This window comes from Mycobacterium syngnathidarum (assembly GCF_001942625.1).
In the GTDB taxonomy this organism is placed as follows: domain Bacteria; phylum Actinomycetota; class Actinomycetes; order Mycobacteriales; family Mycobacteriaceae; genus Mycobacterium; species Mycobacterium syngnathidarum.
In genome coordinates, this window is sequence record NZ_MLCL01000062.1 from 348,437 (window position 1) to 369,845 (window position 21,409).

Below are 21,409 nucleotides of genomic sequence, written 5' to 3' on the forward strand. Positions count from 1 at the left end.
TCGCCACCATGGTGGATCAGAAGGAACGCAACCGCAAGAAAGCCCTCATCGTCCTGCAGATCGTCATCTACGGATACCTGCTGGCGATGTTCGGAATCCAGCTGTACATGTCGTTCACCCGAGGCTGGTGGGACCTGTGAAGGTCACGGCATCCGTCCCGGCAGAGGGTTCTCTCAACCTTGAGGAGCACCACGAACAGTCCCGGCTGGCGCAGCGGCGGGCCGACAAGTGGATGATCGTCGGTGCGGCCCTGATGGGCATGTGGGCACCCGGGCTCATCGGCTTCCCGATCTTCATGCGCGGCGTGTGGTTACAGCGCCAGGCGTTGCGCGCGGGATATTCGGTCCGGCCGATGATCGTCACGCTCATCGGGTATCTCGTCCTGATCGACGGCATGCTCAACAGCCTCGGTTGGGCCCTCGACCTGGTCGCCAACCACACGCTGATCAACCGGGTGCTGATGGTCGGCTGGGGCGCCATGTTCGACGCCGGATACTTCTGGCACTACAACGAACTGTGGATGGGCGGCGCCGCCGGGCCGGGCGAGAAGTCCATGGTGTTCGGCATGATCCTCACCGTCTTCGCGATGCGGTGCGCCGCGGCGATCGGCTTTCTGCAGATGAAGCGCTGGGGTCACCAGTGGATGATTATCACCTGCTGGATGGGCGTGCTCATCTGGTGTCTGTACGTGTTCAACATGACGATGTATGCCGATGTCCGTTATGCCGGCGTCGTGTTCCCGGTCATCGGGTGGTGGCTCTACGACATCTTCTACATCACCCCCTTCCTCGCGATCCCGTACCTACACACGGTGAACCGCGAAATCTTCTCCGACTGAACATATTCGAGGAGCACTCATGACCACCCCCACGCAACCAACCGAAGAGAACACCGATGACCTACCTCCCGGCACCACGCCCTACTACGCGCGCATGCACAAGTGGATCAAGCGCGCGGTCCTGGTATGCCTGGTCGCCCTCGTCGTCGAGGGCGCCTTCACCCTGCCGTTCATGGCGGTCTACTACGGCTACCCCACCTTGAGCCTGACCGAGATCTGCAGTGAACTGCTCAAGGTTCGCTATTCCGACGACACCCTCGAATGCAAGGTCCCTTACCCGGCATTCGGGCCGCCCGAGGGAGCCGAAGGCAAGGACACCGCCCAGGACGAGTGGGGCATCCAGCCGGTACCCAAGTACCACCGAATCGGGTTCCGCGAACTGGTCCGGATCCATGACGAGCGTGAGGCACGCCGAGCAGCCGAACAACAACCGAGCCCGTAGGAGCCCACGTGCCGGAGTCACTCGAACGCCACGCCCAGAACTGGGATCTGCGCCACCAGGATTTCAACGACAACGACTTCCTATACGACGTCTACTCGGTGATGCGAGCGCAATCGCCGTTCGCGCGCACCGACAAGCCATTTCTCAGCGCGACGCCGGCGGGCGCGTGGGTAGCGGTGCGCTACGCGGAGTGCGTCAAGATCCTGCAGGACTGGGAACACTTCTCCAGCAACCCGACACCCGAGGGCGCCGAGCAACTCGCCGGAGATCTGGTGATCACCCTCGACCCGCCGCGACAGCAGAAGTTCCGCAAGGTCCTGAACCCGTACTTCTCCCCGGCGCGGATGAAGGCGCTCCGCCCCGAGATCGGCGCCGAGACCGACCGGCTCATCGACGAACTCATCGAGAACGGCTCCGGTGACCTGGCCCAGATCGCCTGGCGCCAGCCCGGAATCGTGTTCTTCAAGTATCTGCTCGGCATGCCGATCGAAGACGTGCCGTTGTGCGTCGAGCTGACCGACACGGCGCTCAACGGCACCACCGAGCAGGACCGGATGAGTGCCTGGGGCGGGTTGTATGAACACCTGCACGACGCCGTGACCGCACGTATGGACCAGCCGCCCCGTGACGACATGATCGACGTCCTGCTGTCCGCGGAGATCGACGGAGAGAAACTGTCCTTCGGCGACGTCGTGTCCAATGCCATGCTCCTGGTCCAGGCCGGTCTTGAGACCACTGCCAGCGCAATGTCTTTCGCCTATCACTACCTCGCCACCAACCCCGCCGAGCGTGACCGGCTGATCAGCGATCCCGACCTTCTCACCCGTGCGGTCGAGGAGTTCATCCGGTTCGCCGGGTCGATCCACGGCATCCCCCGCACCGTGGCCAAAGAGGTGGAGCTGAACGGCTGCACGTTCTCGCCGGGCGAGTCGGTCATCGTCAATTACGCCGCGGCCAACCGCGACGAACAGGAGTTCCCCGACGCGGGCCGGTGCATCCTCGACCGCCGCGAGAACCGGCACCTCGGTTTCGGCGCCGGCGTGCACCGCTGTCTCGGCTCCAATCTGGCTCGACTGGAATTCCAGGTCGGCCTGGAGCGGGTGCTGTCCCGAATGCCCGACTTCACCCTCTCAGAAGACGAAGTCGCACAATTTCATGGCAACTCCGTCACCCGCGGATTCCGCTCGGTCCCGGTCACTTTCACGCCCGGCAGCCGGTCGGACACATGACCTACCGGGTCGTGCAGTGGACGACAGGCAACGTCGGCCGCAAGTCGGTCCACGCCATCGTCGCGAACGCCGATCTCGAACTCGTCGGTTGCTACGCCTGGGCACCCGACAAGGTGGGCAAGGACGTCGGCGAACTCTGTGGCACCGAACCGCTGGTCGTGGCCGCCACCGACGACGTCGACGCACTCCTGGCTCTGCAGCCGGACTCGCCGATGTCGACCACTGGTCCGCATCCCCGACCAGTGGGCGCTATTGCGGGAGCAGCCTGGCCTGGCCATGCGAGCGGTCGAGGAAACCATGCGGCATTCGCCGTCGATGTGCAGCACCGTGCGCAGCGTTGCCGATGACGCCGAAATCGGCGAGTACAGCTTTCCCGCAGGGACATTCACTATCGTGAACACCTACGCGGCCAACCGCGATCAGACCGTCTACGACGATCCGACCCGCTTCGACGTCACCCGCGAGGACCCGCCGCCGATCCTGACCTTCGGTGGCGGCGTGCATTACTGCCTCGGTGCGAACCTGGCGCGGCTCGAGCTGTCCGAGGCACTCACGATCCTGTCTCGACGGCTTCCCAACCCTCGGGTGGCCGGACCCGTGCCCTGGAAGCCACTGCTGGGCCTCAGCGGCCCGACCAGTCTGCCCCTGGAGTTCGACCGATGACGTACAAGATCGACCCGGATGTGCTGCACACCGTGGCCAAGCAGGTCGTCGGCCTGCCGCTCGAAGACGGCGCGCTCCTCGCACAGGCAATCGAGCGACTCGCCGACATGTATCCCGGCCTGATCCACACCGGTCCGGGCCGGTGGGTGGGCAGTAAAGCCGGAGGAATTCTCGGCAAGGTCAGATTCCTGTACTTCAACCCCCGCGAGTATGTCGTGCTCTTCGCTTCTCCCACTGGGACACAGGGCTTTTCAGGTCGAGACAAGCGCGTCGACATCCACAAGTTCCTGCTCGCGGGGCAGATCGACTCCTACGACCTCGATTCCGACGACACCGTGCCATTGCCGACACTGCTCCCCGGCGAGCGCACTTGCCTGGAACGCGGGCATGCCCGCGGCGCAATCCGCTGACGAGGATCGTGCTGGCCGGCGTCTTCGTGCTGGGGTTGTTCCACTGGGCCCACCGGTTCCGCTTCATGCTCGAACACGGCCTGAAACTGGGCCGCTTCGACCGGGCGATCGCGGTGTGCAGTTACGGCACGGCGCTTCTGGGTTCGATCGCGGCGATCTGGGTGCTGCTCACCGTGTAGCGCGAGCAGACACAGACTCGCACTTTTACCACTGGTTTCGTGCGATTCTGTGTCTGCTCGCGAGAAAATGCTACGACGACGCGTAGAGCTCCTTGAACTTGTTCAAGGACTGCTGAATATCGCCCTTGAGTGCGGCCGCGACCACCATGCCGATCGGCCCGAACAGCGCAGGGCCACCGAGGTGCACGTCGAAGGACACTTTCGCGCCCTCTCCCCCGTCCACCGGCGCGGGCGTGATCTTTCCGATCAGTTTGACCTTCACCCCGCCGCGTCCATCGCCGTTGAGGGTCAGCGACTGCGGCGGCTTGTAGTTCACCAACGTCCACTTCACGCGGTTCAACATGCCCTTGACTTCGACGATCGAGTCGATCACCGTGCCCTTTTCCAGGGTTTCGGGCAGCTTGGACCGCCAGGCTCGGTGGATGCTGAGCCACTCGTCGTATCGGGACAGGTCAGAGGCGTACTCCCACGCCTTCTCCGGCGGCAACGGAACTTCGACGGAGACAGACAATTTGGCCATAGGTTACTGCTGCGGTTCGTCCTTGTTGATGGCGTTCTTCGCCGCTTCCTGCGCCTTGTCGACCGCGCCGGAGTACTTGCCCTGCGTCTTCTCGTCGACCATGTCGCCGGCCTTGTCGATGGCCTGCTCGACCTTGTCAGCATTCTGCGACAGCAGGTCCTTGGCTTTGTCCAGGAATCCCATCAGCCCACCCTATCGTTTTCGATTTCCAACTGAACGCCCGACATTCTTCCCTCTGCCAGCTATCTCCACAACCGGCGCTTCTCGCCCAGCACCCGACCCTGGACCCACCACAGCGCCTCGATCAGCGCGGCTCCAACCAGGCCAATGCCCAGCGCAACACCGGTGACCTTGAGATTCGACGGATCCAGCATGAACACGCGTTGGGCCAACGGCAAACAGAAGATCAGCACATATGCCAGCCCTGAAGCGGCCACCAGGCCCACGCGCCACCACTCATAGGGCCGGGCCACCACCGACAGCACCCACAACGAGGACACCAGCAACGTGATCAACGCCGCGGTCGAGGCCTGGGCCTGCTCGACCGAACTGGCCTCCCGACCCTGATAGGCCACCAGGTAGGAGACGAACGTGACCGTGCCCACCACCAGACCAGAGGGCAGCGCCGCGGTCATCACCCGGCGCACGAAACCCGAGTGCGCTCGTTCGTTGTTGGGGGCCAGCGACAGGATGAAGGCCGGGACGCCGATGGTGAACCAGGCCGCGATGGTGACGTGGATCGGCTGGAACGGGAACAACAGCGGGTCGGTGCCGAACCACTTGGAGGACAGCCCCGCGAGTCCCACCAAGATCGCCAGCAGCACCGAGTACACCGTCTTGGTGAGGAACAGGTTCGAAACCCGCTCGATGTTACCGATCACCCGCCGGCCCTCGGCGACCACATAGGGCAGCGTGGCGAACTTGTTGTCGAGCAACACGATCTGTGCCACCGCGCGAGAGGCCGAACTGCCCGCGCCCATCGCGACGCCGATGTCGGCATCTTTGAGGGCCAGCACATCATTGACGCCGTCGCCGGTCATGGCCACCGTATGCCCACGCGACTGCAGCGCATGCACCATGGCCCGCTTCTGATCGGGGCGGACCCGGCCGAACGTGGTGTACTCCTCCAGTTTGTCGGCCAGCTCGTCCGGTTCGTGGGGCAGCCGGCGGGCATCCATCGTCTCACCGTGCAGGCCCAGTTTGCCGGCCACCGCACCGACCGAGACCGCATTGTCTCCGGAGATCACCTTGACCGATACATGCTGGGAAGCAAAGTAATCAAGCGTTTCGCCGGCGTCGGGCCGGATCCTCTGCTCCAGCACCACCAGGGCAACCGGAGTCACCGTGCCGGGGGCCTGCGGCGCGTCGACCGCCCGATCGGAGGACCCGACCAGCAGTACCCGCAGCCCCTGCGCGCCGATCGCCTCGGCCCGCTCGGCCACCGGCGAGGCGGAATCCAGCAGCACGTCGGGGGCTCCGATCACCCAGTTGCCGTGCTCGCCGTAGGACGCGCCACTCCACTTGGTGGCCGATTTGAACGGGGCCGTCGCGGTGGCGGTCCATCCCGGCGGCGTCTGGAAGGCCTCGGCGATGGCCACCATGCTGGCGTTCGGCCGGGTGTCATCGGCGGCGAGCTGCGCCAGTGCAGAGGCGACCTCGGTCGTGGGGCTCCCGTCACACGCCGTGAGATCGCTTACCCGCATACCGTTTTCGGTGAGGGTTCCGGTCTTGTCCGCGCACACCACGTCGACCCGGGCCAGGCCCTCGATCGCGGGCAGCTCGTTGACCAGGCACTGCCGCCGGCCCAGCCGCACCACCCCCACCGCGAATGCGATCGAGGTCATCAGCACCAGACCTTCGGGCACCATCGGCACCAGTGCGCCCACCATCCGCAGCACCGGCTCGTGCCACACCGCATCGGTGGTGAAGATCTGACTCATGATTATTCTCAACGACTCTCGCCAACCGCCCTCGCTGTCGACGATGTCCTGGTAGGTTTGTTCGACCGAATCCAGCATCCGGGGGTCGGTGGTGAACAGCTGGGTGTAGATGGTGAGCAGACCGGCGGGCACCAGTAGATAGGTGATGAACTGCAGGATCTTGTTGATGCCATTGCGCAGTTCGGATTTCACCAAGGTGAACCTCGAGGCCTCTTCGGCCAGCTTGGCGGCGTAGGCCTCGCGCCCCACCTTGGTGGCCCGGTAGGCACCGGAGCCCGCTACCACGAAACTGCCCGACATCACCGGCTCGCCAACACCTTTGACTATCGGATCGGCCTCACCGGTCAGCAATGACTCGTCGACCTCAAGATTGGATTCCTCGAGCACCTCGCCGTCGACGACGATCTGATCGCCGGGCCCGAGTTCGATGATGTCGTCGAGCACCACTTCGCTGGGTAGCACTGCGCGGCTACCGGATTCGCGCCGCACGGTCGGCTTCGCCTGGCCGACGATGGCCAACTTGTCCAGGGTCCGCTTCGCCCGGATCTCCTGGATGATGCCGATCCCACTGTTTGCGATGATCAGCAAGCCGAACGCGCCGTTGATCAGCGAGCCGGTGGACAGCACGATCAGGAACAGCACACCGAGGATCGCGTTGATCCGGGTGAACACATTGGCCCGCACGATCTCGGAGACACTGCGAGCCGCGCGCGTCGGGACGTCGTTGCTCTTGCCTTCGGCGACCCGCTGGGCCACCTGGGCTTCGCTGAGACCAGCGACAGTGATCGTCGTCATGCGCGCGCAGTCCTCGTCCCGTCTTCAGTCGTGTGATCAGACGTCAGTTTGCCATTCGAGGGCTGCTAAAACTCCCACCACGGGTCGAGCGCCGCGGACTCGGCATCCACCCGTTGCCCTGGCCGTGGCACTGCGATCTGCACACCGGCCGGATCGGCCGCCGACAGCAACCGCCGCACCGGATCCGCCCACGGATGCGGGGCCAGCCGGAACGTCGCCCAGTGCACCGGTACCAGCAGCCCCGAATCGGTGACGTCGAGGTGAGCGCGCACCGCTTCTTCGGGATTCATGTGGATATCGGGCCAGCTCGGGTGATATGCCCCGATCGGCAGCAGCGTCAGGTCGAAAGGCCCGTGCTCCGAACCGATTTCGGAGAAGCTCTTGGTGTAGCCGGTGTCTCCGCCGAAGAATGCCCGGTGCTGCGGCCCGACGACGGCCCACGACGCCCACAGCGTGGTGTTGCGCTGGAACAACCGTCCCGAGAAGTGCCGGGCCGGTGTGCACACCAGGGTGAGCTCGCCGATCCGGTGACTCTCGTTCCAGTCCAACTCGACGATGCGGTCTTCGGGTATCCGCCACTTGCGCAGGTGCGCCCCGATCCCGAGCGGCACCACAAACGGCGCGCGCTGGGTGCGGGCCAGGCCCAGCACAGTCTCGATGTCGAGGTGGTCGTAGTGATCGTGGCTGATCACCACGGCGTCGACGGCAGGCAGCGCCTCCAGCGGCAGCGGCGGTTCATGCAACCGCTGTGGGCCCACCACCCGCGACGGCGAACAGCGACGGCTCCAGACCGGGTCGGTCAGCACGCGGTAGCCGTCGATCTCGATCAGTGCGGTGGAGTGCCCATACCAGGACACCGCGCACGCCTGGCCGGCACCGTCGACCGGTACGGCCGGCTCGGCCAGCGGGATCGGCCCAGGCGGCCGGCTGGCAGAACGCGGGCCGAACATCTCGGCTATCAGCATGCGCCACTCCTCGCGGCTCATGGTGATCCCGGGTGATGCCGGCTCGGCGTTGACGAACACACCGTCCGCGTACTGCGTGGACCGTGCTGCCACCGGCCGGATCGCGTTGGGGAGCGCGCCCACCGAGGCATAGGTCCCGTTCAGTGCACGCAGCAACCACCCACCGGCCAGCAACGACACCGACCTGGCACCCATTTGCAGCGCCGCGCGCAGCACGTCAGGCCCCGGTGAAGTTCGGCGGACGCTTCTCGATGCGGGCCACCTGCGCCTCGATGACGTCCTTGGAGGCCCACGCCTTGTCGAACAGCTCCTTGTGGACCGGCCAGGACTCCTCGTAGGCACCGTCGTCGTTGAGTACGCGCTTGGCGTGCTGCAACGCCAGCGGGGCGAACCCGGCGAGCTCGGCAGCCCACTTCTGTGCGTCGGCCAGGGTGCCGATCCGGTTGGCCATACCGGTCTGCAGAGCGGTTTCGGCGGTGAGCTTCTCGGCACCGAGGAGCATGCCGCGCGCCCGGCCATGGCCGACGAGCGACGTCAGCCGCCGGATGCTCCAGTTGTCCAAGGCCAGGCCGTACTTGGCGACCGGGAACTGGAAGTAGGCATCGGGGGCCACGACCCGAAGATCGCAGATCATGGACAGGATCACGCCGGCACCGATCGCCGGGCCGTTGATCGCTCCGATGACGGGCACCGGGGCCGCGTCGATCGCCAGGTTCAGCGCCAGCGCCTTGTCCGGAAGCTTCTCGGCCATACCGGCGGCATCGGTGAGGTCGGCTCCCGAACTGAAGACCCGGCCGGCGCCGGTCAGCACGATGGCCCGGACATCCTGCTCGGCGGCGTGCTCGACCGCCTCCCGTAGGGCGTCGACAAGCTCGCAGTTCAGCGCATTGCGCCGCTCTTCACGTTGCAGTTCCAGGGTCAGGACACTGCCGTCTCTGGTCACACCAATCATGCGGCCAGCCTATATACGCTGGGCGCGTGAGTCGGATCGGCGCCCGCGCGCTTCGTGATGCAGTGCTCGACGAGGGCTCGTTCCGCAGCTGGGACGCCCCGCCCCTGGACGTCGCGCGTTCCGAGGACTACCAGCGCGAACTGGCCGAGGCCTCGGCGAAGACCGGGCTCGACGAATCCGTGCTGACCGGCGAAGGCACCATATTCGGCCGCCGCGTGGCCGTCGTGGCCTGCGAGTTCGACTTCCTGGCCGGATCCATCGGAGTGGCCGCCGCCGAGCGGATCACCGCCGCGGTGACCAGAGCCACAGCTGAGGGTCTGCCGCTGCTGGCCTCGCCGAGCTCCGGCGGGACCCGGATGCAGGAAGGCACCGTGGCGTTCCTGCAGATGGTCAAGATCGCCGCGGCCGTCGAACTGCACAAGCAGGCCCACCTGCCCTACCTGGTGTACCTGCGCCACCCGACCACCGGAGGCGTTTTCGCGTCCTGGGGCTCGCTCGGTCACGTCACCGCCGCCGAGCCGGGCGCGCTGGTCGGCTTCCTCGGCCCGCGGGTGTACGAGCACCTGTACGGCGAACCGTTCCCGTCCGGCGTCCAGACCGCCGAGAACCTGCACGCCCACGGCGTCATCGACGGGGTGGTGCCGCTCGCCCTGCTGCGCGACACCCTGGACCGCACGCTGCGGGTGGTCTTGGATGCTCCAGCCCCTCTTCCTCCCGCCCCGGCACCCGAGCCATTGCCCGACGTGCCGGCCTGGGACTCGGTCCTGGCGTCGCGGCGGCCGGACCGGCCCGGGGTCGGCTACCTGCTGCGGCACGGCGCCACCGACCGGGTGCTGCTCTCCGGCACCGAACGCGGCGAGGCCGCGACCATGCTGCTGGCGCTGGCCCGCTTCGGCGGGCAACCCGCGGTGGTACTGGGCCAGCGCCGCAGCGAGGGCGGACTGGTCGGGCCAGGCGCGCTGCGTGAGGCGCGACGCGGCATGGCGTTGGCTGCCGGACTGCAGCTGCCGCTGGTCCTGATCATCGACACCCCGGGCCCGGCCCTGTCGATCGAGGCCGAGCAGGGCGGGCTGGCCGGCGAGATCGCCCGCTGTCTGGCCGAATTGGTCACGCTGAACACGCCCACGGTGTCCGTGCTGATGGGTCAGGGCAGCGGCGGGCCCGCGCTGGCGATGGTGCCCGCCGACCGCGTACTGGCCGCCGCCAACGGCTGGCTGGCTCCGCTACCGCCCGAAGGAGCCAGCGCGATCGTGTACCGCGATACCGCACATGCCGCGGAACTGGCTGCCGGACAAGGAGTTCGGTCTGTCGACCTGGTGCGCAACGGCATCGCCGACGCGATTGTGCCCGAACATCCCGATGCCGCCGACGAACCACGGGCCTTCACCGAGAGGCTCTCGACGGCCGTCGCCGACGAGCTCGCTGCGTTGCGGGCGGTGCCGAGCGAGCAGCGCTTGCGGACCCGGCTCGATCGCTACCGACGCATCGGGCTCAGCTGACCTTCAGAAGCCTCCGGCATCGCCGAGATCGACACCAAGGTCGTTCGGATGGCGGATACACGACCGTAGCGTCGATTTCGGCGCGAGGGCCGGCCTGGACGCACGCGGGCCGTCACACTTCGATCGGCGGGTGCAGCCTGTCCATGGTGTATTGCCGGTCTCTTCGCGCGGCCCAAGAGCTGGCCGCCAGCGAAACGGCCAGCACGCCGGACAGCACTGCGATGGCGATCCACAGCCGCGAATCGATGCCGCCAACGATCAACTGGCGAAGACCGTTGACCGCGTACGTCATCGGGTCGACGGGGTGCAGGATCTGGAATGGTTTGGCCGTGGTTTCCACCGGATAGATACCGCCGGCCGAGACAAGTTGCAGCATCAGGAAGGCCAACGTCACCACCCGGCCCACCGATACCCCGAACAGCGCGTTGAACGCCTGGATCAAAGCCAGGAACGTGCCCGCGACCAACAGCAGGAAAGCCACCGTGGCCAACGGGTATTTGGCCTGCAGACCCACCCCGAAATGCACCACCACATACATCACCACGACCTGGCAGACCACGATCAGCAGGGCGGGCCAGTAGGAGGCCAGCACCACGCGCAGCGCGCCCAGGCCGTTGACCACCGGCCGGGACTGCAACGGCTTCAACAACATCCAGATGATGAGTGCACCGATGAACAGCGCCAACGGCAAGAAGAACGGAGCGAAGCCGGTACCGAACGTGGCGGCCGGATTGTGGGTCTGGATGTCCAGCGCCACAGGTGCGGCCAGGGTGCGCGCCACCTCGGTGCGCTGCTGCGGAGTCCAGGACGGGACCTGGGTCGATCCCTCTTTGAGCGCGGTGGCCAATTGCTGATTGCCGGCCTGCAGCTTCTCCGTGCCGGCCGCGAGTTCTCCTGCTCCGTTGGATAATTGGCGACCTCCGTTGGCCAACTGCACCAGCCCGCTGTTCAGCCGCTGGGCACCGTCGTTGAGCTGGTGCGCGCCGTCACGCAATTTGACGACATCGGAACGCAGACCACCGGTAAGGGCCTTGTTGATGAACACCCGCAGCTTGCTGTTCGGGTCACCCAGCTCGCTCTCCAGCTGGGCAGCGTTGTCCCGCAACCGGATCAAGCCCTCGTCCGTGGTGGGGTCAAGACCGCGAGCTTGCAGCAGCCGTTGCGCTCCGGCGAGGAACTCCCCGGTGTCGCGCACGGCGGGATCAGGGTTGTTGCGCAGGAATCCGACCGCCTGGTCGACGATCGCCGCGGCTTGGGCCTGGTCGATGTTGAGCGCGGCGATCCGGTCGGTGGTCGAGCGCACCGCCCCGGACAGGCGCTGCGCGGCCCGGCCTACTTCATCGGGATCCAGCCCGAGCCCGCTGACGCGGTCCAGCACGGTCAGCAGCGGATCGGTCGCGGTGTCGACCGCCGTCGACAACTGTCTGGTGCCCGCGGCCAGTTGGGAGGACCCGTCGCGCGCGGTGACCAGGCCGGCCGTCAAGGCGTCGGCCCCGGTGGACAACCGGTGTGCGCCGTCGTTGGCCGCTGCGCTACCGGTGGCCAGCTGCTGCGCGCCGTCGGCCGCTTTGATCAGGCCTGTTCCGGCATCCGTCAGTCCGGTCAGCACGGTGCCGAGGGTGCGTTCGCCGATCTTGGCGTTGATCTGGTTGATCACTTCACGGGCGGCATTCTGACCGATGATCGAGCCCAGGTAGTTGTTGGCGTCGTTGAACGTGAAGCGCACGTTGGCCTGGTGCGGCGACCCACCCGACGGAGAAGTGATGCTGGTGCTGAAATCCTGCGGCAGCGTGATCGAGAAGTAGTACCTGCCGTCGGCCACCCCGTCGGCTGCCTCCTTCGCCGAAACCCGGTGCAGCTGAAGCTGACCCGAATCAACCAGCGCATCGGAGACCTCGTCCCCGGCCTTGACCTGCTCACCCTCCACGACAGTGCCCCGGTCCTCGTTGACCAACGCCACCGGAACTTTGTTCACCTCGCCGAACGGGTTCCAGAACGCCCACAGGTACATCGCGCCGTACAACAGTGGCAGCAGGATGACCGTCACAAGCGCGATCCGCGGCATCGTGCCGCGCGAGAAGCGTTTGAGGTCAGTGCCCAACGACATTCCGGCCAGCACGGTTACTCGCCACCTTTCTGCGAACCGGCCAGCTCGGCCAGCGTCGTGTTGGGTACTGCCACCTGCGCTCGTACGGCCGCGGCCAAGTGGCCGGGCACCCCGTTGACCGTCGCGGTGATCACGGTCTGCTTCTCTCCCAGCGCGAACAGCCGCCCCAGCAGGATGTCGCGGTTGCGGTCATCGGTGAGGTGGTCCAGGTTGCCGACCACCAACAGCGGCGGGCTCGCGGTGTTGGCCAGCGCGATGCGCAACAGGATCTGGTCGAGCTCGGTGAGGCCGTCGAAGTAGGACGTCAGCGACGGCAACGGCAGCTCCCCGAACACCGGGGCACACATGGCCGCCAGATCGTCCTCGTCGGCGCGGCCCACCAGCGTGTACCAGGGCGCGTCCCACCGACGTTGCTCTGTCACCAGATCACGCACGGTCACCGATTCGGACACCGTGTCGAGTTCATCGATCCCGGCCAGGGCCGCGCAGCGGAAGATGTCGGTGGCGCGGGTGCGCCCGAACACGGTCAGTTGGCCGCGCGCCGACTTCATCCGGCCCGCCAGTGTCATCAACAGCGCGGTGCGGCCGGTGCCCGCCGGGGCGACCAGCACGGTGACGCCGCCTTCGTCGATATCGAGATCGATGGGCCCGTACACCGGACCCCAGGGGCCGTGCATCACGATCGCCCGCGCGGTGAGGGCCGGTGGCTTTTGCTCGTCCTCGCCGGGACCACTCTCGGGACTTTGCTCAGGCATAGGCACATCACAACACATCGGGCGGGCGCGCACAGGCAACCGCAAACTCCGCCAGCCTGGCGATTCCTGAGTGAACGCTGTCCACACCCTCCGAGACTTCGGGTGACGGCGGTCACGCTTCGGACAGGCCAGCTCAGGACCGCACTGACACAACTGATTTGGAGCCATCGTCGATCCGACCGCAAACCGCGTTGACAACCTCCGCGGGTAAGGCTTCTAATGAATGTCGCGCTTCGTTAGGTGAGGCTCCTACACGAACACAGGCCACTGATCCGACGACGTCGAGAGACGCCCAGGGTTAGGACAGGTCTTCCCGGCCCAAGGGATGACCCGAAGTGGCTTCCCACCTCTGGTGGGACACGTCGTGTAGTGCCAAAGCTCCGATGAGGAAGTGCTCGCGCCCGCCACGTTGTCTGGCCATGCGCCCCACTTCCTCTTCAGGTCTACAGCTGACGAATGCGTCAAGACCAACGGCGTGCGTTCGCCTGACAGCGAGGAGGTGAAGACGAAATGACGTCAAGTGACAGTCCGTATCCCAGACCGATTCGACAACGTCTGTCCGTAAAAACCTATCCGCTGTCGAAGGCTGCGTAGATCCCCCACCTCGGACGCCCGCGGTGGCCGGCCGCCGCGTGCCTGCCGACACGGATAGCTCCGATTCTCATGGAGATGATCCAATGCAGCGCAACACTTTTCTTCGTCATGCTCACGGCTTGATCAGAGGCCCGATCGCGTGGATCCACACGCGCGCGTCACTGACCCCGCAAGAGCGGCACAACCTGAGGATGAGCAACACCCCGGTGGCGGTCTTGACCGCTTCCCTGGGCGGCGGCTCTCACCGCGCTCGATAGCCGAGCATCCCAGATCCCGTTGACCTGACGATCTTTCACGTCACGATCGACGCGAACTGATCCATCCGTACCCGAACCCCGCCTCAGGTCGCACCGAATGCGGCTTCCGTCAGCCGATTCGGTGCGACCTGTGGCGGACCGTCCGGACCACGAGCGGGACACCGTGGCGGTCAAGATACTTCAGCAGTGCGCGCGGCTGGTTGTGAGTCAGTTCGTCCCGCCGACGGGCTGATCACCGAGCGGTGCCGGGTGCGGACCGTCAGAACGGCAGCGGCGATGATCACCTCGAGCAATGCAATCAACGTCGCCGTCGTCATCACCGCCGAAGCCGGGACCGTGGCCACCGCGTCATGATGATGGGCGGGCATCGGGGTGTGCAGGGCGATCATCGCCAGGCTCATCAACGCGATCGTGCACCAGACGGCGGGAGTGCCACTGCGCCACAGGTGACCTGCGCAGTACAGGCAACCCACGATCATCGCCGCAAGCACCACGGCGGCCACCAGATTGGCGGTCATCCCGAGCATCACCACATGCAGCGTCGCCGAACAGGCAGCCAACAGTGCGCAGGAGCGTCGCCCCAGAACGCTGCAGGCTTGCGTGACCGACATGCCTCCTATCGTCGCAGCAATCACACGTCGACGCCGCCAAAAGGCGGGTGAGCTCCCGAAACGCCGGTGCGCATTCGCGTATCGCCGTAGCGTCTGCGCCATGACGAACTTTGTAGCCCGCCGCTGTCGGTCGCGACGGACGATGACCACCGTCCTTCTCGCGGTCGCGTTGACGGCCGCGTGTTCGACCAATACGACGTCGACCGACACGACGACCACCGGCGAGGCCGGCAACGGCGAACCGGCAGCGGGCCGGGTCGTGGTGATCACCACCGGAGGGACCATCGCGACGAGCACAGATGCCAACGGCGTGCGCCGCCCGACAGTCAGCGGCGCTGATCTGGCGGCCGGCCTCGATGTCCAGGTCGTGGACGTGATGAAGAAGGACAGCTCACAACTGACGCCGGCCGACTGGGATGTGATCGGCGCGGCCGCCAAGAAAGCGGTGGACGATGGGGCGTCCGGCGTGGTCATCACCCACGGCACCGACACCATGGAAGACACCGCGATGTGGCTGGATGTCACCTACAACGGGCCGGCACCGATCGTGCTGACCGGGGCCCAGCGCAGTTCCGACGCCCCGGACGCCGACGGGCCGACCAACCTGCGGAACGCGCTGACCGTGGCGTCCAGTCCCGCCGCCCGCGACCAGGGCGTGATGATCACGTTCGCAGGCGACGTCTTTCAGGCCCTGGGGACGCACAAGGTGAACACCCAGGATCTCCACGCGTTCGGCGGCACGGAACCGATCGGGTCGGTCGCCGAGGACACCTTCAAACTCGACCACCCGGCGAAGCGGCCGTTCATCGCCGACATCCCGGCGGCCGGCGTCCCGCCGGTCAACGTCGTCGCGGCCTATCCGGGCGACGGTGCCGGACCCATCGATGCCGCGGTGGCCGCGGGCGCCCGTGGAATCGTCGTGGAGGCACTGGGATCCGGCAACGCCGGTGTCGGCGTGGTCGACGCGGTGCGCCGCCACGCGCCGGCCGGTGTCGCCTTCGGAATCTCCAGCCGCGTCCCGGACGGGGAGGTCATCGCCGAGTACGGTCCGGGTGACGACATGGTCAAGGCCGGCGCGGTGATGGTGCCCCACCTTCGGCCCAGCCAGGCGCGGGTGCTGATGATGGCCGCGCTGGCCGCCAAACAGCCGGTGGGCGAGGTGATCAAGCGTTGGGGCTGACTCGGCTGAGAACTACTCAGGACCGAGCCCGAGCAGCTTGACGCTCTCGTCGCGCATGTCGACCTTGCGGATCTTGCCGGTCACCGTCATCGGGAACTCGTCCACGACAACGACATACCGCGGGATCTTGTAGTGGGCCAGCTTCCCTGAGGCGAAGGCCCGCAGCGCCTCTGCGTCCAGCGGTGCACGCCCCGGTTTCATCCGGACCCAGGCACATATCTCCTCGCCGTACTTGGCGTCGGGCACGCCGATCACCTGGGCGTCGTCGATGTCGGGATGGGTGTAGAGGAACTCCTCGACCTCCCGGGGGTAGACGTTCTCCCCGCCGCGGATCACCATGTCCTTGATCCTGCCGACCACCGCACAGTAGCCGTCCTCACGCATCACCGCCAGATCGCCGGTGTGCATCCAGCCTTCGGCGTCGATCGCCTCGGCAGTCTTGGCGTCCTGATCCCAATAGCCCAGCATCACCGAATACCCACGGGTGCAGAACTCCCCGGGTTGTCCGCGCTCGACCGTCTCACCGGTATCCGGGTCGACGATCTTGATCTCGAGGTGTGGATGGACCCGCCCGATGGTCGCGGTACGGCGCTCCAGATCGTCGTCGACCAGCGTCTGACACGACACCGGTGACGTCTCGGTCATGCCGTAACAGATCGCCACCTGGGCCATGTGCATGTCGGCCACCACCCGCTTCATCACCTCGACCGGGCAGACCGAGCCCGCCATGATGCCGGTCCGCAACGAGGACAGGTCGAACTGGGCGAAATCGGGATGCCCGAGCATCGCGATGAACATCGTCGGCACCCCGTACAGCGCGGTGCACCGCTGCGATTCGACCGTGGCCAGCGTGCTGCCGGGATCGAATCCCGGTGCGGGGATGACGATCGTCGCGCCGTGGGTCAACGCCCCGAGGTTGCCCATCACCATGCCGAAGCAGTGGTAGAACGGCACCGGGATACACAGCCGGTCGCCGCGCTCGAAATTGATCAGCCCGCCGACGAAGAACCCGTTGTTCAGGATGTTGCGATGGCTGAGCGTCGCTCCCTTGGGGAATCCTGTTGTCCCCGAGGTGTACTGGATGTTGATCGGGTCGGTGTTGGTCAGCTCATCAGTCCGCGCCCGCAATTGGTCCTCGCCGACCTGCTCTGTGTGCAGCCGATCCCAGTCCAGGGTGCCGAGGAAGATGATGTCTTTCAGCGCCGGACAGTCGGCCCGCACCTCGGCCACCATCGTCACGTAGTCGGAGGACTTGAAGGCTGTCGCCGACACCAGGGTTCGGATACCGGATTGCTTGAGTACGTATGCCAGCTCGTGCGTGCGGTACGCGGGGTTGATGTTGACCAGGATCGCGCCGATCTTCGCCGTCGCGAGCTGCAGCATCACCCACTCGGCACAGTTGGGCGCCCAGATACCGACACGGTCGCCCTTCTGCACACCCAAGGCCATGAGCCCGCGCGCCACCGAGTCGGCTTCACCGTTCAGAGCGCCGTAGGTCCAGCGCCGCCCGGTGGCCACCTCGACCAGCGCCTCGGCGTCCGGATCGGCCACCACCATGCGCTCGAAGTGCGCGCCGATCGTCTCTTCGAGCACCGGTACCTCGGCGGGGCCACGATCATAGGAACTCAGCGCCGTATTCATTCCACAAGATCCTCGTATCGGTATTCGGCGGAAATCGGTTGGCCCGCTTCATGAGCCGCTTCCTCACGTTTGCGCAACTCCACGCGGCGAATCTTGCCCGAGATCGTCTTCGGCAGGTCGAAGAACTCGACCCGGCGCACCTTTAGATAAGGCGCGAGATGGTCACGGGCATAGGCCATGACGTCTCTTGCCGTGTCCGCGTCGGCTTCCCAGCCATCGGCGAGCGCGATGTACGCCTTGGGCACCGACAACCGGGTGTCATCGGGTTGGGGCACCACCGCGGCCTCGACCACGGCCGGATGCTCGATCAGCACGCTTTCCAGCTCGAAGGGCGACACCTTGTAATCGCTGGACTTGAACACGTCGTCGGTGCGCCCGATGTAGGTGATGTAGCCATCCTCGTCACGCGCAGCGACGTCACCGGTGTGGTAAAAGCCGCCGGCCATCACGGCCTCATTGCGTTGCGGGTCACCGAGATAACCAGTCATCAGGTTGCGCGGGTGTGCCGCCAGGTCCAGGCAGATCTCCCCTTCCTCGGCAAGCGCCGAGGTGATCGGATCCACCAGCACCACCGGAACTCCCGGCATCGGACGGCCCATCGAACCGGGTTTCACCGGCTGGCCGGGGGTGTTACCGATCAGCAGCGAGGTCTCGGTCTGGCCGAACCCGTCGCGAATCGTCAGCCCCCAGGCCTTTTCCACCCGGGCGATCACATCGGGGTTCAACGGCTCACCGGCGCCCAGGATCTCTCGTAATCCGTCGGGCCGCGCCCCCAGGTCGGCCTGGATCAGCATGCGCCACACCGTGGGTGGGGCACAGAAGGTGTTGACCTTCGCCCGCCGCAACTGACCCAATAGTGCCGCCGCATCGAAACGCGCGTAGTTGTACACGAAGATCGTCGCCTCGGCGATCCACGGCGCGAAGAAACAGCTCCAGGCGTGCTTGGCCCAGCCGGGCGAGCTGATCGCCAGGTGCACGTCGCCGGGCCTGACGCCGACCCAGGCCATGGTGGTCAGATGGCCGACCGGGTAGCTCACCTGGGAATGCTCGACCAGTTTCGGCCTGCTCGTGGTGCCCGAGGTGAAGTAGATCAGCATCGGGTCGTCGACCGTCGTGCACGCCTCGAAATGTCGCGGTGCCGCGTCGTACCCGTCGGCGTACCGGCGCCAACCCGCAGGTGCCTGGCCGACCGCGATTCGCACATAGTCGCCAGGCACCTCGGCGAACTTGACCGCGTCGGCGGTGTTGACGATGACGAAACGCGCACCGCCGCGGGCGATGCGATCGGACAGGTCCGCCGGGCCCAGCGCCCCGGTGGTCGGCATGATGACCGCGCCCAGCTTGGCGATGGCCAGCATGGCCTCCCACAACTCGACCTGATTGCCGAGCATCAACAGGACGCGGTCGCCCTTGCCCACGCCGAGCCCCTGCAGCCAGGCCGCGACTCGGTCCGACCGCTGCGCCATCTCGGCAAAGGTCACCTGCCGCTCGGAACCGTCCTCCTCGACGATCCACAGCGCGGTGCGGTCATTGCCCCTGGCGATGGCGTCGAACCAGTCGACCGCCCAGTTGAAGGTGCCGCTGATCTGCGGCCAGGCGAACTCGTCGACGGCCCGGCCATAATCGGCGATGGTGGCAACCAGCTGGTCACGGGCACCGCGGTAGCGGGCCGTGTTGCTCGCGACGGCATTCATGACAGTTATGCTCTACGTCACACTTGCCGCCCGCTACCCCCGAAAGTGTGTACCCACGATGCGCCCCTGGTTGCTGCGCCCTCGCGACGCCGACGCGGTACGCGCCGAGCTGCGCCGGATGGCCACCGACACCGGGCTTCCGCTGACCTTCGGCGGGCAAGTACACGACGACACCCTGCTGTTGAGCGAGTTCTTCGGCACCCGCACCGGCGCCATGCGCGGGCTGGCGGTGTTGCCGCGCGCCGGGCTGGGCGGGGCCAGCGTGGTCTCTCGCCGTCCCATCTCGGTGACCGACTATCGACGCGCCTCGACCATCACCCATGACTACGACGAGCCGGTGCTGTCCGAGGGGATCCGTTCGATCCTGGCGGTGCCGGTGCTCGTCGACGGCACGACCCGGGCCGTGCTGTACGGAGCGCACCGCACCAGCGCGCCGATCGGCGATCGCACCGCCGCGGCGATGGTCGCCTCAGCGCAACGGTTGAGCGACGAGCTGCGGGTCCGCGACGAAGTGGACCGCCGCCTGCGGATGCGCGAGACCGCGCTGACCAACTTCACCAGCCAGCCGGCCGACACCGAGCAGATCCGCGAAGTGCACGCCGACCTGCGCCGGCTGGCCGCCGAGACTCCCGAGGTGGCCGGGCCGCTGCGCGAGCTCGCGGACCGGCTGGCGGTCGCGCTGCGCGGCGACCCGCCCGCCAGCGCCCCGCTGACCTCCCGCGAGGTCGACGTGTTGGCGCAGGTCGCCCTCGGGTGCACCAATGCCGAAGCAGCACAGCGTCTCTCGCTCAAGCCGGAAACCGTGAAGAGCTATCTGCGTAGTGCAGCAGCCAAACTCGGGGCCCGCAACCGGCACGAGGCGGTGTCCAAGGCCCGGCGGCTGCGACAGATCCCCTGACGAAGGGTCGGACACTTGCGCTGAAGATTGAGGTCACCAGGTGGCCGCGATCTTCAGCACAACGGTCGGCTCCGTACTGGGAGGATGACGGTATGCCTCAGATCACTCCCTTCCGCATCGCCATTCCCGACGCCGACCTCGACGACCTCAAGGCCAGGCTGAGCCGGACCCGGTGGCCCGAGCCCGAATGCGTCGACGACTGGTCCCAGGGCATCCCGCTGGACTACACCAAGGAACTGGCCGACTACTGGGCCAACGATTACGACTGGCGCGACCGCGAGGCCGCCCTGAACCGGTTCGACCACTTCACGACCGAAATCGACGGCCTGGACATCCATTTCATCCATCAGCGGTCCGGACGTGAGGATGCGTTCCCGCTACTGATCACTCACGGCTGGCCCGGATCGATCGTCGAATTCCACAAGGTCATCGAACCGCTCAACGAGGCCGGGTTCGACGTGGTGTGCCCCTCGCTGCCCGGCTACGGGTTCTCCGCCAAGCCGAGCACCGCTGGCTGGGGCATCGGCAAGATCGCGCAGGCCTGGGACACCCTGATGACGCGCCTGGGCTACGACCGCTACGGCGCGCAGGGTGGTGACTGGGGTGCCGCGGTGACGACGCAGATCGGCCGCAACGTGGGCTCGTGCGTCGGCATTCACGTCAACATGCCGATCGCCCAGCCGCCGGCCGAGGGCATCGGTGAGATGACCGAGGACCTGCAGAAGGCCCTGGCCCGGATCGACTACTACCGCAAATGGGACTCGGGCTACATGAAGCAACAGTCCACCCGCCCGCAGACCGTCGGATACGGCCTGGTCGACTCCCCCGTCGGCCAGCTGGCGTGGATCGTGGAGAAGTTCTGGTCGTGGATGGACTGCGACGGAGATCCCGAGAACGTGGTCTCCAAAGACGAGATGCTCGACAACGTCATGCTCTACTGGCTCACCGCATCGGCGGCCTCGTCGGCCCGGCTGTACTGGGAGAGCCACAGCACGTGGGGCGGCGGCGAATACGTCAGCCTGCCGACCGGGATCGCGTCGTTCCCACTGGAGATCCTGCGGGCTCCGCGCAGCTGGTGCGAGACCGGCTACAACGTCACCCACTACACCACGATGCCCCGCGGCGGACACTTCGCCGCCTTCGAACAACCGGAGCTCTTCGTCGAGGATGTGAAGACATTCTTCGACACCGTGCGCTGAGGTAGCATTTCGCGCCGTTTTCTACTGCAGGGCTGTGCATT

Annotated in this window: 19 protein-coding genes, 3 pseudogenes and 1 riboswitch; of the genes and pseudogenes, 12 read left to right on the forward strand and 10 right to left on the reverse strand. The window is 66.3% G+C overall.

The window, feature by feature from the left end; genetic code table 11:
• Positions 1–8: 8 nt before the first annotated feature.
• The 8 genes and pseudogenes from BKG60_RS32700 to BKG60_RS17310 all read left to right on the forward strand — a co-directional run bounded on the left by BKG60_RS32700 (position 9) and on the right by BKG60_RS17310 (position 3,761).
• Positions 9–140, forward strand: coding sequence for a hypothetical protein (locus tag BKG60_RS32700; RefSeq protein ID WP_255740330.1), 132 nt, complete (start codon positions 9–11; stop codon positions 138–140).
• On the forward strand, positions 137–838 hold the full coding sequence (locus BKG60_RS17280) for a hypothetical protein (protein WP_064914346.1): 702 nt from the start codon (positions 137–139) through the stop codon (positions 836–838). The genes BKG60_RS32700 and BKG60_RS17280 overlap by 4 nt, the downstream gene beginning before the upstream one ends.
• Positions 839–857: 19 nt before the next feature.
• Positions 858–1,280, forward strand: a complete 423-nt coding sequence (locus BKG60_RS17285; RefSeq protein WP_070944782.1) for a hypothetical protein — start codon at positions 858–860, stop codon at positions 1,278–1,280.
• An 8-nt stretch (positions 1,281–1,288) separates the two neighbouring features.
• Positions 1,289–2,509: a cytochrome P450 gene (locus tag BKG60_RS17290; RefSeq protein WP_070944781.1), complete on the forward strand. Its 1,221-nt coding sequence runs from the start codon at positions 1,289–1,291 to the stop codon at positions 2,507–2,509.
• Positions 2,506–2,715, forward strand: a pseudogene (locus BKG60_RS17295) (dihydrodipicolinate reductase); the annotation flags it as partial. The gene BKG60_RS17290 and the pseudogene BKG60_RS17295, both read left to right, overlap by 4 nt.
• A 28-nt stretch (positions 2,716–2,743) precedes the next feature.
• Positions 2,744–3,172 (forward strand): annotated as a pseudogene (locus BKG60_RS17300) (cytochrome P450); the annotation flags it as partial.
• Positions 3,169–3,570 (forward strand): annotated as a pseudogene (locus BKG60_RS17305) (isomerase); the annotation flags it as partial. The pseudogenes BKG60_RS17300 and BKG60_RS17305, both read left to right, overlap by 4 nt.
• Before the next feature lie 20 nt (positions 3,571–3,590).
• Positions 3,591–3,761: a succinate dehydrogenase/fumarate reductase transmembrane subunit gene (locus BKG60_RS17310; RefSeq protein ID WP_239252142.1), complete on the forward strand. Its 171-nt coding sequence runs from the start codon at positions 3,591–3,593 to the stop codon at positions 3,759–3,761.
• A 70-nt stretch (positions 3,762–3,831) separates the two neighbouring features.
• Here the strand turns inward: BKG60_RS17310 and BKG60_RS17315 are convergent, their stop codons facing one another.
• From BKG60_RS17315 to BKG60_RS17335, 5 genes are all read right to left on the reverse strand, one after another.
• Complete coding sequence (locus tag BKG60_RS17315) at positions 3,832–4,281, reverse strand: type II toxin-antitoxin system Rv0910 family toxin (protein WP_070189259.1); 450 nt, start codon at positions 4,279–4,281, stop codon at positions 3,832–3,834.
• A gap of 3 nt (positions 4,282–4,284) precedes the next feature.
• The gene (locus BKG60_RS17320) at positions 4,285–4,464 is read right to left on the reverse strand and encodes an antitoxin (RefSeq protein WP_070189260.1); all 180 of its coding nucleotides are present in this window, start codon (positions 4,462–4,464) and stop codon (positions 4,285–4,287) included.
• 59 nt (positions 4,465–4,523) lie between these two features.
• Positions 4,524–7,016: a cation-translocating P-type ATPase gene (locus BKG60_RS17325; protein WP_075909791.1), complete on the reverse strand. Its 2,493-nt coding sequence runs from the start codon at positions 7,014–7,016 to the stop codon at positions 4,524–4,526.
• 65 nt (positions 7,017–7,081) lie between these two features.
• Positions 7,082–8,197, reverse strand: a complete 1,116-nt coding sequence (locus tag BKG60_RS17330) for an MBL fold metallo-hydrolase (protein WP_070944777.1) — start codon at positions 8,195–8,197, stop codon at positions 7,082–7,084.
• A 1-nt stretch (position 8,198) separates the two neighbouring features.
• The gene (locus BKG60_RS17335; protein WP_070944776.1) at positions 8,199–8,933 is read right to left on the reverse strand and encodes an enoyl-CoA hydratase; all 735 of its coding nucleotides are present in this window, start codon (positions 8,931–8,933) and stop codon (positions 8,199–8,201) included.
• A gap of 26 nt (positions 8,934–8,959) precedes the next feature.
• Here BKG60_RS17335 and BKG60_RS17340 point away from each other — a divergent pair, with 26 nt between their 5' ends.
• Positions 8,960–10,432 carry an acetyl-coenzyme A carboxylase carboxyl transferase subunits beta/alpha gene (locus BKG60_RS17340; protein ID WP_070944775.1) on the forward strand — a complete coding sequence of 491 codons (1,473 nt, stop codon included), beginning with the start codon at positions 8,960–8,962 and terminating at the stop codon, positions 10,430–10,432.
• Between the two features lie 112 nt (positions 10,433–10,544).
• Here the strand turns inward: BKG60_RS17340 and BKG60_RS17345 are convergent, their stop codons facing one another.
• From BKG60_RS17345 to BKG60_RS17355, 3 genes are all read right to left on the reverse strand, one after another.
• Positions 10,545–12,539, reverse strand: coding sequence for a YhgE/Pip domain-containing protein (locus BKG60_RS17345; protein WP_070944884.1), 1,995 nt, complete (start codon positions 12,537–12,539; stop codon positions 10,545–10,547).
• Between the two features lie 14 nt (positions 12,540–12,553).
• Positions 12,554–13,294, reverse strand: coding sequence for a P-loop NTPase family protein (locus BKG60_RS17350; RefSeq protein WP_070944774.1), 741 nt, complete (start codon positions 13,292–13,294; stop codon positions 12,554–12,556).
• A gap of 225 nt (positions 13,295–13,519) precedes the next feature.
• Positions 13,520–13,692: riboswitch (M-box (ykoK) riboswitch) on the forward strand.
• Positions 13,693–14,315: 623 nt separating this feature from the next.
• Entirely contained in the window at positions 14,316–14,756 is a 441-nt protein-coding gene (locus tag BKG60_RS17355) for a hypothetical protein (protein WP_070944773.1), read from the reverse strand.
• Positions 14,757–14,898: 142 nt separating this feature from the next.
• Here BKG60_RS17355 and BKG60_RS17360 point away from each other — a divergent pair, with 142 nt between their 5' ends.
• On the forward strand, positions 14,899–15,936 hold the full coding sequence (locus BKG60_RS17360; RefSeq protein ID WP_239252140.1) for an asparaginase: 1,038 nt from the start codon (positions 14,899–14,901) through the stop codon (positions 15,934–15,936).
• 12 nt (positions 15,937–15,948) lie between these two features.
• Here BKG60_RS17360 and BKG60_RS17365 read toward each other — a convergent pair whose 3' ends face one another.
• Positions 15,949–17,565: an AMP-binding protein gene (locus tag BKG60_RS17365; protein WP_070944882.1), complete on the reverse strand. Its 1,617-nt coding sequence runs from the start codon at positions 17,563–17,565 to the stop codon at positions 15,949–15,951.
• An 8-nt stretch (positions 17,566–17,573) separates the two neighbouring features.
• Entirely contained in the window at positions 17,574–19,271 is a 1,698-nt protein-coding gene (locus tag BKG60_RS17370) for an AMP-binding protein (protein WP_070944772.1), read from the reverse strand.
• A gap of 58 nt (positions 19,272–19,329) precedes the next feature.
• Here BKG60_RS17370 and BKG60_RS17375 point away from each other — a divergent pair, with 58 nt between their 5' ends.
• Both BKG60_RS17375 and BKG60_RS17380 read left to right on the forward strand, forming a co-directional pair.
• Entirely contained in the window at positions 19,330–20,169 is an 840-nt protein-coding gene (locus tag BKG60_RS17375; protein ID WP_070944771.1) for a LuxR C-terminal-related transcriptional regulator, read from the forward strand.
• Between the two features lie 92 nt (positions 20,170–20,261).
• Positions 20,262–21,368 (forward strand): epoxide hydrolase family protein, encoded by a 1,107-nt coding sequence (locus tag BKG60_RS17380; protein WP_075909792.1) that lies wholly within the window; start codon positions 20,262–20,264, stop codon positions 21,366–21,368.
• Positions 21,369–21,409: the final 41 nt, after the last annotated feature.

Bases quoted from the DNA above. Each gene is read 5' to 3' on its own strand.
- BKG60_RS17315 (WP_070189259.1), bottom strand. From the start codon at position 4,281: ATGGCCAAATTGTCTGTCTCCGTCGAAGTTCCGTTGCCGCCGGAGAAG.
- BKG60_RS17355 (WP_070944773.1), bottom strand. From the start codon at position 14,756: ATGTCGGTCACGCAAGCCTGCAGCGTTCTGGGGCGACGCTCCTGCGCA.
- BKG60_RS17350 (WP_070944774.1), bottom strand. From the start codon at position 13,294: ATGCCTGAGCAAAGTCCCGAGAGTGGTCCCGGCGAGGACGAGCAAAAG.
- BKG60_RS17380 (WP_075909792.1), top strand. From the start codon at position 20,262: ATGCCTCAGATCACTCCCTTCCGCATCGCCATTCCCGACGCCGACCTC.
- BKG60_RS17285 (WP_070944782.1), top strand. From the start codon at position 858: ATGACCACCCCCACGCAACCAACCGAAGAGAACACCGATGACCTACCT.
- BKG60_RS17320 (WP_070189260.1), bottom strand. From the start codon at position 4,464: ATGGGATTCCTGGACAAAGCCAAGGACCTGCTGTCGCAGAATGCTGAC.
- BKG60_RS17345 (WP_070944884.1), bottom strand. From the start codon at position 12,539: ATGTCGTTGGGCACTGACCTCAAACGCTTCTCGCGCGGCACGATGCCG.
- BKG60_RS17370 (WP_070944772.1), bottom strand. From the start codon at position 19,271: ATGAATGCCGTCGCGAGCAACACGGCCCGCTACCGCGGTGCCCGTGAC.
- BKG60_RS32700 (WP_255740330.1), top strand. From the start codon at position 9: ATGGTGGATCAGAAGGAACGCAACCGCAAGAAAGCCCTCATCGTCCTG.
- BKG60_RS17375 (WP_070944771.1), top strand. From the start codon at position 19,330: ATGCGCCCCTGGTTGCTGCGCCCTCGCGACGCCGACGCGGTACGCGCC.
- BKG60_RS17360 (WP_239252140.1), top strand. From the start codon at position 14,899: ATGACCACCGTCCTTCTCGCGGTCGCGTTGACGGCCGCGTGTTCGACC.
- BKG60_RS17325 (WP_075909791.1), bottom strand. From the start codon at position 7,016: ATGACGACGATCACTGTCGCTGGTCTCAGCGAAGCCCAGGTGGCCCAG.
- BKG60_RS17335 (WP_070944776.1), bottom strand. From the start codon at position 8,933: ATGATTGGTGTGACCAGAGACGGCAGTGTCCTGACCCTGGAACTGCAA.